The sequence below is a fragment of the Leptolyngbya sp. Heron Island J genome, from assembly GCF_000482245.1.
In the GTDB taxonomy this organism is placed as follows: domain Bacteria; phylum Cyanobacteriota; class Cyanobacteriia; order Phormidesmidales; family Phormidesmidaceae; genus Leptothoe.
Genome location: NZ_AWNH01000117.1, coordinates 47086 through 61203 on the forward strand (window position 1 = coordinate 47086; position 14118 = coordinate 61203).

The window sequence follows — 14118 nt, forward strand, 5'->3', positions numbered from 1 at the left end:
ACTTTTCAATGGTTAGACAGTTTCTATGTATGAGAAATATTTTTCTGTCAAAGATCTCTATTGTTGTTTTATTTACCGTAAGAACAGTGTTTACCTATCAACATCTGGTCAAAAGTAATTCTGATCTTCCCAAAAATCAACCGATTTGTAGCTAATCAAACAGTTCCAGCTATACCAACAGGGTTTGCAATGGCACAAAACACAGAAACGACTAGGTACCTATGCGGCGCGGCACAGCTTGATCAAGGCTTTGCCAATAGAGTTATTGATGAAACACTCGATGTCAACTACAAGGCTATCAACCTACCCTCTGGAATTGATATTAATACAGTTCTCAAGCATTGTTTGAATTCTAGAAAGCGCAAGAATCGAAGGGATTTAATCATAACGGGTATTGTCTTTAGCATTCTCATTTCTGGCTATAGACTTTTGATCCCTGGACTGATCGCAATCTATATAGTCACCTTTTTTGAAGCATGGGCAACTCGATATAAGATAATCGCCAATAGCCTGCTCAGGAAGAATTTCAATCCAAATATTCCTATATTGGACGGTGACTCCAATGCGCAGAAAAGGTTAGGAGCTATCCAGTATAGGAATAGCTCTAATGTTATTGTTTATAGCGGCTATTCCCCATTTGTTGGTGCTGGATTTGAAATTGGCGGGTGGTCTTTCGCACTAAATATTGGCAAAGGTAAAAATGATTTAGCTGGGGTGACAGAAAACCCTCAAGATTTTAATATCAAAGAAATTCATGAGCATATAGGGAAAAATATTAAGGACTTGAGAGTTAAAAATCTGACCATTAAAGACGAGTTATATATTAATGGTCAGGAAATACGAGATGATAAACGTTTTCTTCCAGATCATCTATCCTCTCCTATATCTCAGGTCGACCAAAAAACTTTAGATAAATTTATTGAGCGACCTACTGAAGAGATTAGACATTACCAAGTGTTTCGCATTTTCAGCTGGAAAGGTGATATCGTTCTATCCATTTTTTTGCGATTTATAAAAGTCGGCAATAACTTATTTAGCGAGGCTTCTTATGCAGTTTTACCTCCACTAAAAAAGAAGTACAGAGCTATTGATGAGATTCAACAGAATCCTACCTTGAGAAAGATTTCCGAATTAGGTGGAGAACTCTGCATCACTAGTCTCTATTTATGCTTCAAAGCACCAATTTCAAGCATTGGTAGACTGATAAATCTGTATACAAAAAATCGAGATCGTAGAAGGCTGAAAACTTTCGTGAAGAATACCCCTACATTTGATTATGGGGCTACGACCAATATTCGAGAGATCGCTAGTTCTGATAAATATCGCCAATACTTCCAACAGTTAGATAAGGATATGTATATCAAGCTGGTTGAGCGCAACATCTTGGATAGCATTATCTCTTTTTTAGATAGCAAGGGTATTGACACGTCTGATTTAAAGGATAGACAAACAACCATTCTCAACAATGGCGTCATGATATCGGGAGGAGCTCTGAATGCTAAGAACGTCGCCGTAGGCACGGAGGCCAAAGCATCATCAGGTTTTTCCTTACCTAATTTGACCCAGCCCCAGAGTCAGCCTAAAACTTAGTCAGCTGGTAGTAGCGCGTTTACTCGTTTACTAGTCCGGTGATGAGGGCATCGTTAGCAGCTGGCTAGACTCGACCTGATCGGCCCATACGGTGAGGGTGGTCCCTACTGATTGATTGAGTGATGCGATCGCATCAGCTAAATCAATCGCCGCATTCACCTCACTGTTCTGTGCCTCAACCACATCATTTTGTAACTCCAACACCTCAAAAATATCCCGAGTGCGGCCACGACGAGCCCGCTCGCGAGCATTCTCTAGCCGCTGTTCAGCCAGTTCACGGGCCAGGCGCGTTGCTTCAATCCGGTTACGAGCAGATTCTACATCCCGCAGCTGGTCAGCAACCTCCAATCGAATATCAGACTGCAAGCGTTCTAGATCATTGCGCAGCTGTTGTTGGGTTACCTGATTACGCTGAAATGCAGTTTCTGTTGACTCATCTTCCAACAGCCTGGTCAGCACCAGCTCCGTTGACGCCTCTGAAAAATCTCCTGTGCTAGCATTGGCCCGCAAATCCAAGTTCCAGCGGCGGTTATCAACAGCCACCACTTCATCTAGCTCAGCAATTTGTAAATCCAGCTGCGCCTGACGATAGTCTGGACGATTATCATAGGCAACTTCGACCAGTTCCTCTAAAGGTAGTACCTTAGCCTCTTGCACAACTAAGTCAGTCAAGATTTCTTCTGGAATGGTGATCTCAATAGAATCCTCTAAATCCAACAGATCCAAGAGATCTGATTTAGCCTGTTCGAGAGCATTTTCAGCCTCTAACACATCCGTTTCAGTCGCAGCCAAATTAGCATCAATTTCCACTAGCTCAAATTGAGCCCGCCGCCCTGCCTCCACTAATGCCTCGATCGAACGTCTCTGTTGCTGTTGAGTTTCAAAGGATAGCTGTTGAATCTGTAAGCTCGCCTGGGCACGAATCAAAGCATAATAGGTGCTTACACCAACGGTAATATCCGTAATCAGCCGCTGGCGTAAATCCAGCTGGTTGTTGGTTTCTTGCAAACGAGCGATCTCTACTGAGGCAGTATTAACAGCCCGACCAGCACCGCGTAACAATGGCTGGGTGACCGTTAGCTCTACATCCTGATCGTCTATCACATCAACAGTCACCTCCAGGGTTGTCCCCAAAGGTGTGAGCAATTCTCCTCCCAGACGAGCTTCACGGGTAATTTCGGTAGCATCATCGGTTCTATCACGGACGACTACACTGACTGTGGGAGTAAAGTCAGGGTTAAAAATACTCTCTGCTTCTCTTAATTCTTGCCGTTGAGCGATGCGTTCTAAAGCTTCATTTCTGAGTTCACGATTGTTTTGTAGCAATAGAGAGACAACATCTGCTTCAGTTAAGGCCAAGGCCGGTCTAGAGTCGTCTGTCCCAGAGACTGCGGGTATAGAGCTAGGAGTATGGCTGTTGTCGGTTGGTGATGGGCTCAAGTCATCAGCGGGGCTAGCCTCAGGATTTTGAGCTGGTGGTAGCTCTGGCAGTTGAGTTAGCCCTGGTTGGGTGATTGGGATCGAAAATGGGACTGCTAGAACACTCGCTATGAGCAATTTTTGTAGCCGCTTTTGTAGTCGCATTAGTCGCTCCGCAAGGCTTTCACAATATCAACTTGAGTAGCTCGCAGGGCTGGGATAAAGCTAGCACCCACACCCACAGCCACTGCGGCTCCCATGGACAACGCCGCATTACGAGGGGAAAAGCGGTAGGGTGCTTCAATCACAACCGTCGTGGCGGCTCGGGTCAGGCCATGGACAGTCGCCACTGCGATCGCACCTCCGAACAAACTTAAAATCACGGCTTCTAAAACAAACTGCCCCATCACTTCCAGCTTGGATGCGCCAATCGCTCGACGAATGCCAATTTCTTTGGTGCGCTCCAGTACAGCGGCTACCGTAATGTTGGCAATGCCTACTCCTCCAATCACCAAGGCAATTAACCCCACACCAGTGAGGGCAGCAGAGGCAATTTTTTGCACTTCCAGGTCTTCTAGTAAATCATCCGCATTACTCCAGACATGTACCTCTGCCTGAGGAAAGCTCTGTCTTAGAAAGGTATCAACTGCCTCGCTTAATTCACCAATTTGGGTCAAAGAATGGGCGCTAATTTGGATCGAATTCCAGCTGTAACCACCTGATAAGACCGTGGCAAAGGTTTCAGTCATCCAAAGCTCTCCACCCTCACCCCACTCAGAGTTAGACTTGGACTCCATCACCCCGATAATGACTAACCGATTGCCGTCCGCATAGATCGCCCTGTTTAAGGGAGATTGCCCCTCGAATAAGCTCACCGCTAACTGTTCATCAATCAGAGCAACAGGACGATATTGTTCGACATCTCCTTGATCAAAGAAACGTCCCTGCAACATGCGTCGACCGGTGGTGTCTAAATAGTTAAGAGACACACTACGGGCACGAATTTCCGCTTCTTGAGCTTCATACTGGGCCGTATTCAGGCTGTAAACGTTACTGATAGAGCTAATAGCACGAATTTCAGCGATGGAGTTCTTAAGGGATTGTTGCACGGCTTCATCCAGTTCTGGATTAGGGCCATCTCTGACATAAATCCAGGGGCTGACAAAAGGCTGATCGCGCTCAGCTAACTTCAGGTCAATCTGTTCACGGGTAATGGTTTGAATATTCAGGGTGGCGCTGACGGCTCCCACCCCCATAAACACACCAAAGGCGGTCAAACTAGAGCGCAGCCACTGATTGGTCAGGGAGCGCCAGGTCATAAACAACAAATCAGGTAAGGGAAGTCCCATGGCAGTTATTGGTCTAATGCTTCAGGGGGGAGTAATTCGGCAGGGTCACTGATAGGCATACCGGGAGTAATGGTGAGTGTCGGTGGCACCAAAGCAACTTGGTCACCGGGATTGAGCCCATCGGTTACCGCCACTAAGTCCAAACCCTGTAGCCCTAATTCGATCGGCTGTTGAGTCGCGTTGCCGCGCTGATTACGCACCCAGACAAACGGCTGGCCTCCCTCTCGCTGCACCGCTTCTGGAGGAATTACCAGCACATCTTCCTGCTGCTCGGTAATGATTTCAACGCTAACAAAACTACCGGGAATGAGGGTTTGGCTGGCGCTGTCTAGCCGGACTTTGGCAGTAACTCTAGCCTGACCTTCTTGAGAATTACCACCGTTGGTGCCCGCTAGAGCCTGGGGGGATAGCGCCACAACACGCCCCTCATGTTCCTGGGCATCAGGGCCAATGGCTCGAATTTGGGCAGGCTGATTGAGACTGACCTTAGCCGCATCCAGGGTAGAAAGCTGCAGGTTAACAATTTCCTGGCGAGGGTCCCCTAGAGTCAGGAGGTTGGCATCTGTGGCGATTGCTTCCCCCGCACTGACCTGCACTTCAAGTACTACACCATCAATAGGCGACGTCACTACCCGATCATTTAGCTGCTGTTCCAAAAAGGTCAGTTTCTCAGATGCCGTTTTTAGATCTAACTCAGTCTTAGTAACCGCTAACTGAGCATCTTTTAGCTCGGAGCGCACCCGGTCTAGCTCCGTTTGATCTTCGCGCACCTCGTCTTCGGAGATAAAACCTTGGGCGGCCAGTTCCTGGGATTCTTGATATTGCTCGATGGCAGCATTAACTCGCTGCTGGACCTCGGTCACTTTTTCCTGATTACGCTGCAGGTCTAGCTGGAATTTTTGGATTTCGACCTGCTGCGATCGCAATTCTTGCTCCGCATTGCGATCGCGCAGTACTACCAGGGGTTGACCAGCGTCCACCGCACTACGTACCTGCACCAGCACCTGCTCAACTGTCGCTTCATTTTGCGGCGACTTGAGGGTCTGCTGTCCGCCTAAGGCCAGGGTGCCACCAGCGGATACCGTCAGCTCCACAGTCGAACGCTCCACTGCATAGAGAGGGACGGAAATCGGCTCTGCACCAGAGCTGCGATAACGCCTGTAGCCCCAGACAGCAAGACCTGTCAAACCCACTATACCGACGATGCCGAGTGCGATCGCGCGATACCTAAATGAACGAGGATTAGCTCTCAGCGGCTCCACAGTAGTGAGCAACGCTTCCCCAGAATGCTCTGGAGATCTAGCATCTGTCATACTTCTTGCGGTCTAAACGGCAAATGCCCATGATGTCCATTGGTCAGATCTTACAAAGATTAACCGGCGAGTGTCCAATCATGATCAGAATTTGAGGAAGTGATGTTTCAACCTAAGCTACACTTTATGCTCTGGATTCTTAAAGTCACTCTTACATCCTGCATCCCAAACATTGGGCTGATTGCCGTGACCTGGAATACCACCATAGTCCTTAAGCATCCGCGCCAAATGCAAACAATTCCAGGCTAAAAACGTAGTATTCCGATTAGTAAAATCATTATCAGGTCCACCAGAACCTGGATCTAAATAGGATGGCCCCGGTCCCACCTCACCCAGCCAACCCGCATCAGCCTGAGGAGGAATGGTGTAGCCAATATGGGAAAGAGAGAACAAAATATTCATTGCGCAGTGTTTTACACCATCTTCGTTCCCTGTAATCAGCGTGGCTCCTACCTTGCCATAGTCGCGGTATTGTCCCTTCTCATTCAGCACGTGGGTGTAACCATACATGCGCTCCAACACACGGTTACAAACCGAACTTTTCTCTCCTAGCCACACAGAGGTACACAACACCAAAATATCAGTCTCATCGATCTGTTTTTGTAGCTGCGGCCAATCATCACGGTCCCATTCAGGAGTCTCAGACATATCTAGCCCTAGCCCTGCCGGGATCTCGTAATCGACAGGACGAATCACTTCAGTTTGTACACCATTTGCTTCAAAAATCTCTTTAGCAATATTGATGACCCCACGAGTATGGGAGAGCACAGGGGTACGATTGAGGGTGCAATTCAAGAACAGTGCCTTGAGATCGTCATACTTCGCAGGCGCGTTTTCACACTGATGCTGGGTAATTTTAGCAAGTTGTTCTGTCATAAGTTAAAGCTTTAAATGCAACAACCATTTACACAAGTCAACATTGTTCTGACAAGGTGATATAGGTTTATTCAGCCAGCGGCACCGCCGCCCTAATGTTACTTTGACATTACTGATAGCGCCTTCAACGCATCCAGTGAAAAATTTAACCCAACACTCTTGATCTAGTTATGAGCATTGAATGGCATAGTCCTACAGATCAGGCGAAGGATTGACCAATACAATTTAGAGACCTAAAACGTGGCTAATATAGCGAGTTATTAATAGGTAGCGTGAGGGAAAATGCCCAGTGTTTATCTTGCTGTAAACGAGTCAATACTCAACCACAAATTCATCAAAACGATTAATTGGCAAACAGTCTTCAACTTCAATACGACTAACACTAGCCCGCTCAGGCCCGGTCTTAGTCCATTCGATCAGCTCCTTCAGCTGCTCATCAGGACCATCCGCAACAATTTCTACGGTGTGGTCCGGCTTGTTCATAACATAGCCTGTTAAATTTAGTACCTGCGCTTTTCTGCGTGTGTGATACCGAAAGCCCACACCTTGCACCCGGCCATAAACCGTAATTTTTATTCTTGACATCTAAAGGAGTGAACGAATTGTTGCTCCCATTCTGTATCAAAACGTAATATTTTCTTAAGTTTTATTAAGAAGCGAAATTTTAGTGGCTAAAGTATTTGTCTTTCAAAATGTCATCGGCTCTCAGGTTGACAAAGGAGCCGCATTATAGGTAATTCTACTCAGCGGCTCTGGTACCTGAGCGAGGGCGGCTTTGACGGTGTCAACACCAGCGCCTGATCGACAGCTGTTGTCAGTCAGGTAACGTTTCCAAGCTCGACTACCGGGTTGACCGTGAAATAGCTGGAGCATATGACGGGTGATGGAGTGCAGCTTTGTGCCCCGCTCGGTCCAACGGGCAATGTAGGGCAGCATGGCCATGACAATCTGGTGACGTGTTAAGGGCTCTGTTGCGCCATAAATATCGCGATCGGCCATGGCAAACAGATAGGGCGTGTCATAGGCGGCTCGGCCAATCATAACGGCATCTACCTGTTGTAAGTGGTGATGGGCCTGGGCCAGGGTTTTGATGCCGCCGTTAATTTCAATCCACAGATCTGGCTGGTCTTGCTTGAGGCGATAAACGTCGCCGTATCGCAGGGGTGGAATATTGCGATTGTCTTTGGGGCTGAGCCCCTGTAACCATGCCTTACGGGCATGGATCGTAAATCTGCGACAGCCAGAGACCGCGACGGTGGTGACAAATTTCACCATGTCTTCGTAGCGATCGCAATCATCAATCCCAATCCGATGCTTGACCGTCACGGGAATATCCACAGCCGCCTGCATGGATGCCACACAATCCGCCACCAGCTGCGGCTGCGCCATTAAACAGGCACCAAAATTACCACTTTGGACTCGATTACTGGGACAGCCCACATTCAGATTAACTTCGTCATAGCCCATATCTTCAGCAATGCGGGCACACTTGGCCAGCAGCTGAGGATCATCACCACCAATCTGCAGTGATAGGGGTTTTTCAGCCGGATCAAACCCGAGCAGCTTGTTGCGATCGCCATGGAGAATCGCCTGAGCCGTAATCATCTCGGTGTATAGCAGCGTTTTCCGAGTAATCTGCCGCATAAAGTAGCGAAAATGGCGATCGGTGCGATCCATCATGGGAGCCACACTGAGGGGATGGAGACGGGAGTGGCAGGGTTGGTCAAAACTCATTACTGATCTCCCACCGCGGCCAAATAAGCTTTAGCCTGCTGTGGCTGGCCCCATAGCACCTGTTCATGTTTGTAAATCACCATGCCAGGACGGGCTCCTTTCGGTTTATAGACATGCTTGGGTTTGGTGTATACCACGGGCACCTGCTCAGACTGACGGGCGCGACTAAACCAGGCCGCCATGTTAGCTGCAAACGCCAGATCATCGTCACTGGCCTTAGCGCCAGGCTCTAGGCGCAGTAGTACGTGACTGCCAGGAATTTCCTGGGTATGGAGCCATAAATCATAGTCGTTAGCGGCTCTAAACGACAGGGCCTCATTTTGGTTATTATTACGACCGACCCAAACCTCTGTACCGCTCGGGGTTTGAAACCTATAAAAATTAGGCAGCCTGTCCCGGCTACGCTGTTTATCCTGGCGCTGATAGGGGTCGTCTAAATATCCCTGCTGCACCAGCTCATCACGAATTTCTTCAAGCGCCATGAGATCGTCAGCATTTGTGTATTCAGCGGTCTGACTCAAAGCAGACTCCACCTGTTCAAGATAGTGCAGTTCCGTTTCCACCTGTTCGAGCAAGGGCATCACCGCATCACGGGTACGTTTTAATTTTTGATGTCGCTTATAAAGGGCTTGGGCATTTTGCACCGCATTTTTTTCGGGATTTAGCGCTAAGGTAACGGGTTGACCTGACTCAAAATCCTGTAGTTGAATAGACGACATCCCTGGCCGCCATTCATGGAGATAGGCCATCAGCAAATCAGCCTGAATCCGATAGTGTTCAGCCTGGTCAGAATCATCCAAACGGCGATAAAAATTGGCTGCCTTTTGACGTAGTTTGCCTGTTAGAGTTTTCGTTTTTTGGATGAGCTGATGATGCAGCTGAGAAAAGATTTGCTGATTGAGATGACTGGTGTAGTAATTGTTCAAAAGTTGTTGAATTGATCCGGTCGCTGGCTCTCCGGCCCAACCCAAGACCGCATATCCGTTGGCTGTATAAGCTGGCTGAAAGTCATTTTTTTCGAGACATTGCAACCAGCGTTGCCACTGCACATAGAGCTGCTGCCAGTCATCACCGGTCAGACTATCAGTGATTTGATTTGAATCGAGTCCTGCTACATCAATCAGCTGTTTAGCCAGAGCCGTACTGAGACCGCTATAGCTTTTCACCATCATTTTGCTCAGTTTGCCAGGCACTAAGCTAATCCGTTCTTGCCAGTCGACAAAGGGCTCATCCAAACGGGGTAACGTGCCCACAATGGCCGGTGGTGGTCTGTATTGACCACCAGTGCGAATGGTGCGGACACTCGACTGCTGCTCATTCACCTGATGGGCGGCTGTAACAATCTCTTGCTGTGCATTGGTCAACAACACATTGCTGTACCTCCCCATGATCTCCACATAGAGATGCCACTCTGCAGACTCATCGGGACGACGAGCAAACTGCAAGTCGACAGCACGCTCCCAAGGGGCCAGAAAGCTGATTTTGGTTAGGGCCAGCCCACTAAACTGATGCTTTAACTGCTGACTAAAGGTAAATGTGTCGGGCCGTTTGGGGGGAGCTGCACCGATATGAATACGTGCAGCCTGAGGATGCCAGGAAATTGTCAGCCATCCTCGCCGATCAAATGTACGTAATGCCAGACAGATAGTATTACGATCTTGTTGCACCACTTGCTCACAACGAGCAGGCAACCATTCGGCTGTTAATTCGTGGCATACCGCCCTAAAGGTTGTAATGTCAACCGGCTGCACTTTTTATCCCCTATTAATCGTAAATTTTCAGGTTTATCGATGATTTAGCTTTTTTTGGGCACAAATGCTTTCAGATACGAGAAACCTGAAGCTGAGTAATACTGACAAATTTCTTCATTCTCAATGATTAAGCCTTATTTTTCTCATGTTTAATTCTGATTTTTTTCGTTAACATTTCGGTACTAGGATTTAGTCACTTACGCACTTAAACTTACAAAATTGCGCGCGATGGCAGTTGCTATCTGTGCAATTTTGTGGTCGCACGCTTGCTTACAAACCTATGGATATTAAGCTCATCAATATTGGCTTTGGCAATATAGTATCTGCCAATCGAGTAGTTGCTATTGTCAGCCCCGAATCTGCCCCCATCAAACGCCTAATTGGCGATGCTCGAGATACAGGGCAATTAGTTGACGCCACCTATGGCAGACGTACTCGAGCTGTCATTGTTACCGACTCAGACCATGTCATTTTATCGGCTCTTCAGCCTGAGACCGTCGCCAATCGATTTATGATCAACAAAGAGAATGGTGATTAATCACCCACACCTCGTTCCAGGCACGGTCCTTTCATAGAGACTTGAGCGGTTTACACTAGAGACTAAGTAATGCCAGCAAGATTGCATTTGCAGATGTCCGTTAATTCCGCTCGCCCTCCGGCCTTAGATAAAATTGTTAAACGCTTTCAACGGATTCAAGATCCACGGCGTCGTTATGAGCAACTCTTGTGGTATGCCAAACGATTAGATGACTTTCCCGAAGAGGCGAAGACGCCAGAAAATAAGGTTAAAGGTTGTGTCTCACAGGTTTATATCATCGCCAGCGCTGACGATGCCGGCCATGTCAGTTTTCAGGGTGACTCAGATGCCCAGATTACGAAAGGTCTGGTTGCTTTGCTAATAGAGGGACTCCAAGGGCTACCGCCGCAACAGATTATCAAGTTAGAACCCGATTTTATTAAAGAGACGCAGCTGGATGTCAGTCTGACACCCTCGCGGGCCAATGGGTTCTACAACATTTTTAAGATGATGCAACAAAAGGCTTTGGCCCTGGTGAGTGACTAGAGGATTTAGGGGTCTCGCTACCGATAAAAGTCATCCGCAAACTCATCGCTGTAGAAATCGTCCAAATGCTCTGTCTGGGAATCCTCTTTTGGGGTAGCGAGGCCAAATGCAGCTAGCAGACCAGAATTTTCAGCCGTTGAGTCCAACACATTGGCCTGCAAGTCTTGCCAGACAGGGGCAGCTGTTAATAGTAACTGTCGTCCCAGGGGTGTGGCTTTGAGTAATTGACTGCGTTTATCTTTACCGGGACCGATGTCAATCCAGCCGTGCTTGTGCATACGGTCGATGGTGCGACTCACTGTGGATTTTTCCATGCCTAGCATTTGTCCTAGCTGACCGGGCGGAATAGGGCCACGACTCACAATAGTCGCCAAGATGTTGAGTTGATTAACAGTGAACCCGAGGGGACGTAGGGACTCGTCATAAAGACGGGTTACCATGCGATTGAGCTGCCGTAATCGCATCGCAATACAGTGGTTGGTCATCTGTCGTGCAATTTCTTTGGGAGTCCCGTAGGGTGACATCATAATCCAGGAGATATGTGCTAGTTGTATATTCAACCATCTCAGCCAATTGTTTTTTGTAAAGTCCGCCAGCTCAAAGCATTGCTAATGCTTTAGCAGTCGCTCTACTTTTACGTTGAGACACTTTTCTTAATAATCGGTAAGATTTACAAGTAAATATTCATAGATAAGGCCGTATGGATCTCCTTGACGCCAGCATGGCTGATAGTCTTTGGATTGGCTTGATAATAGGTCTCGCTTCTTTGGTACAAAGTCTCACTGGGTTTGGGTTTGCCCTGGTGGCCGTTTCGCTATTGCCATTTTTTATGGACTTACAACTGGCCGTTACCTTGGTGATTGCAGTCAGTATGATGGCCAACGCCCTGCTTTGGTGGTACCACCGGGAGAGCTTTGAATGGAGGCGGATAGCCCATTTAGCACTCGCAGCACTGGTCACTATTCCGATAGGCGTTGTGGGCCTGCACTACGTGCCTGAGCATCTAGCTCTACAGTTGCTGGGGGTAGTGATTTTAGCCTATGTGGTTTACTCGTGGCTGCAGCTGTCGCTGCCAAACCTCACCGGTCGCTCCTGGGCCTATGCTTTTGGAGCAGCATCAGGAGTACTCACTGGTGCATTTAACGTTGGCGGGCCACCAATTGTGATTTATGGCAGCTGTAATCAGTGGAGCCCTCAGGAGTTTAAGGGCAACTTGCCGGGGGTATTTTGTGTGCTGTCGTCGGCTGCGATCGCAACCCATCTCTGGCAAGGAGATTTTGACGCCACCCTGTGGACTCAGGTTGGCTATGCCGCGCCATTTTTTATGGTCGGTTTGGGCCTAGGTCTCTGGCTCTCTAACTACATCAATGCCGCCAGTTTTCGTCAGTTTGTCTTGATCCTGCTAGGGATGATCAGCTTGAAACTGTTGGTATAGCCGGTTGCTTTAATCATTGGTTTCACCCTCAGGGGTAACATCAATGGTTTCATCGCTGATCACTTCCACCTCAGGCGCAGGCTGCTCAGAGGCATCAGTCGCGTCCTCCGGCTCAGCAGGTGCCGTCGGCTCCACCACAGGTGGCTCAATTTCTACAGGAGCCAAATCAAAGGGGGGATTATCCCTGAGATTTTCCCTCAATGACTCACCCAGACTGGGGCTATCCTCCTCAGCAGGCGTCTCCTCCGGTGGACTCTCTAAACTCAACTTTGCCACCTCGCCCCGAAAATAGGACTCACGATATTGCAGAGACTCAGCAAAAGCGACCCCGGCCCGAAAGGCCACCAGCGCATTTTCGGTATCGCCAATGCTGAGGTAGAGCTGTCCCAAACGATCATAGGCTTCTAAAATGCCATGCTGGTTATAGGCCTGCTGTTCAGCCCGCACCAGCAGGTTATACATGGTCAGCGCTTCATTGGTCAGACCTTGCTCAGCGTACAAATCACCCAAGTCCTTGAGCACAGTGGTGACATGACCATAAAGCTGCAGGCTTTGGGCCGTCACATAGGCCAGATTGTAATATTCCAGCGCCTGGGGATAGATGCTCAGGGCTCGAAAATTACGAGCCATGTCAATCTCTAGGGGCGGCTCTCGATCACTTTGCCCTGTCACCCGATACAATCGCAGCAGCTCGGATTGGGCAGGCAGTGCTTGGGCATAGTCTTTGGCTTGCTGATAGCTGTAAATCAGGTCCGTGAGGTACTGGGTCTGTTCCAGGGTATTACCCGTAGTTTTAGCACTGGCTGCTAGCTGGGTGTAAAGCTGGGCTGCATTATCAAAATCAAACCATTGCAGATAATGTCCCGCCAGAATCACCACCCACCCCTGTTGAACCTCTGGATTAGCAGCCGTCATTGCAATTAGCTGCTGATAGATTTCCGTCGAGGTATCCCGCATCCGCAAGATTTGGGCAATGGCAGCAATGGCTTCCACTCGCTCCAGGTCAGCGGTTGCTTTTTCCGCTTCCCAAATTCGTTCTAGCCGGACTGACATCAGCCGCACTTCTTGCGATCGCTGAGCATTCCACGCCTGCTGACTAATCCGATTGAGGGCCTCTAATTCCGCATCTAGCCCAAATAAACGCCGTAGCTGCACCTCCCGCATCCAAAGCTCAAAGGCTGCATCCGGCTGATTCACAAGCATTAATTCCCGTGCCTGAGCATCCATCTTGAAGAGCTCCAGCTCCACAGCATAAAGCTCTAATGGGCTCAAGGGACGATCCACCACCAGGGTCGGGAGCAACGGATCGCGGGGGTCCGCTGTCAACGGATCAGCCAGAAATGCATCCAGCAGCACCGGATCTAGTCGCTGACCATAGGCAGGCAAAGACATCAACGCTAATGCCGCCAGACCAGTCAACAATCGCTGACCACAGGCCTGCAGCCAACGCTGCTTTCGTAAATCAAAGTAAACACTCATTTACAGAACTTTGTACTCCCGCTGCTTAGCGACCGTGAGCGGTCGTCTGTGCTGTAATCTTAAGATCTTGCGTATTTTTTTGGCGCGGCTGATCCTCGAAAGCGCGCAA

The 14118-nt window shown here is 48.6% G+C and carries 13 protein-coding genes; 4 read left to right on the forward strand and 9 right to left on the reverse strand.

All coding sequences use genetic code 11. The features are described 5' to 3' along the window. The first annotated feature begins 189 nt into the window (after positions 1-189). Positions 190-1590 carry a hypothetical protein gene (locus N836_RS72080; RefSeq protein WP_023077049.1) on the forward strand — a complete coding sequence of 467 codons (1401 nt, stop codon included), beginning with the start codon at positions 190-192 and terminating at the stop codon, positions 1588-1590. A gap of 30 nt (positions 1591-1620) precedes the next feature. On the opposite strand, the gene N836_RS72085 is transcribed toward N836_RS72080, so the two are convergent. The 7 genes from N836_RS72085 to N836_RS72110 all read right to left on the reverse strand — a co-directional run bounded on the left by N836_RS72085 (position 1621) and on the right by N836_RS72110 (position 10032). Beyond that, positions 1621-3174: a TolC family protein gene (locus N836_RS72085; protein ID WP_023077050.1), complete on the reverse strand. Its 1554-nt coding sequence runs from the start codon at positions 3172-3174 to the stop codon at positions 1621-1623. After that, positions 3174-4358, reverse strand: a complete 1185-nt coding sequence (locus tag N836_RS72090) for an ABC transporter permease (protein ID WP_023077051.1) — start codon at positions 4356-4358, stop codon at positions 3174-3176. The genes N836_RS72085 and N836_RS72090 overlap by 1 nt, the downstream gene beginning before the upstream one ends. A gap of 5 nt (positions 4359-4363) precedes the next feature. Continuing rightward, complete coding sequence (locus N836_RS0139960; RefSeq protein WP_023077052.1) at positions 4364-5671, reverse strand: efflux RND transporter periplasmic adaptor subunit; 1308 nt, start codon at positions 5669-5671, stop codon at positions 4364-4366. A 117-nt stretch (positions 5672-5788) separates the two neighbouring features. Next, on the reverse strand, positions 5789-6547 hold the full coding sequence (locus N836_RS72095; RefSeq protein ID WP_023077053.1) for a flavodoxin family protein: 759 nt from the start codon (positions 6545-6547) through the stop codon (positions 5789-5791). A gap of 312 nt (positions 6548-6859) precedes the next feature. Beyond that, complete coding sequence (yccX, locus tag N836_RS72100; protein ID WP_031294799.1) at positions 6860-7132, reverse strand: acylphosphatase; 273 nt, start codon at positions 7130-7132, stop codon at positions 6860-6862. Positions 7133-7252: 120 nt separating this feature from the next. Further along, positions 7253-8281 carry a tRNA dihydrouridine(20/20a) synthase DusA gene (dusA, locus tag N836_RS72105; RefSeq protein WP_023077055.1) on the reverse strand — a complete coding sequence of 343 codons (1029 nt, stop codon included), beginning with the start codon at positions 8279-8281 and terminating at the stop codon, positions 7253-7255. After that, entirely contained in the window at positions 8281-10032 is a 1752-nt protein-coding gene (locus tag N836_RS72110) for an Rqc2 family fibronectin-binding protein (RefSeq protein ID WP_023077056.1), read from the reverse strand. The genes dusA and N836_RS72110 overlap by 1 nt, the downstream gene beginning before the upstream one ends. 280 nt (positions 10033-10312) lie before the next feature. Here N836_RS72110 and remA point away from each other — a divergent pair, with 280 nt between their 5' ends. Further along, positions 10313-10570 carry an extracellular matrix/biofilm regulator RemA gene (remA, locus tag N836_RS72115; RefSeq protein WP_006517162.1) on the forward strand — a complete coding sequence of 86 codons (258 nt, stop codon included), beginning with the start codon at positions 10313-10315 and terminating at the stop codon, positions 10568-10570. A 93-nt stretch (positions 10571-10663) separates the two neighbouring features. Beyond that, positions 10664-11095: a SufE family protein gene (locus N836_RS72120; protein WP_031294801.1), complete on the forward strand. Its 432-nt coding sequence runs from the start codon at positions 10664-10666 to the stop codon at positions 11093-11095. Positions 11096-11112: 17 nt separating this feature from the next. Here the strand turns inward: N836_RS72120 and N836_RS72125 are convergent, their stop codons facing one another. After that, positions 11113-11622, reverse strand: a complete 510-nt coding sequence (locus N836_RS72125; RefSeq protein WP_023077058.1) for a MarR family winged helix-turn-helix transcriptional regulator — start codon at positions 11620-11622, stop codon at positions 11113-11115. A gap of 173 nt (positions 11623-11795) precedes the next feature. Here N836_RS72125 and N836_RS72130 point away from each other — a divergent pair, with 173 nt between their 5' ends. After that, complete coding sequence (locus N836_RS72130) at positions 11796-12530, forward strand: sulfite exporter TauE/SafE family protein (RefSeq protein WP_023077059.1); 735 nt, start codon at positions 11796-11798, stop codon at positions 12528-12530. A gap of 9 nt (positions 12531-12539) precedes the next feature. On the opposite strand, the gene N836_RS72135 is transcribed toward N836_RS72130, so the two are convergent. Further along, a complete protein-coding gene (locus N836_RS72135) occupies positions 12540-14009 on the reverse strand; it encodes a tetratricopeptide repeat protein (RefSeq protein ID WP_023077060.1) in 1470 nt (489 codons plus the stop codon). Positions 14010-14118: the final 109 nt, after the last annotated feature.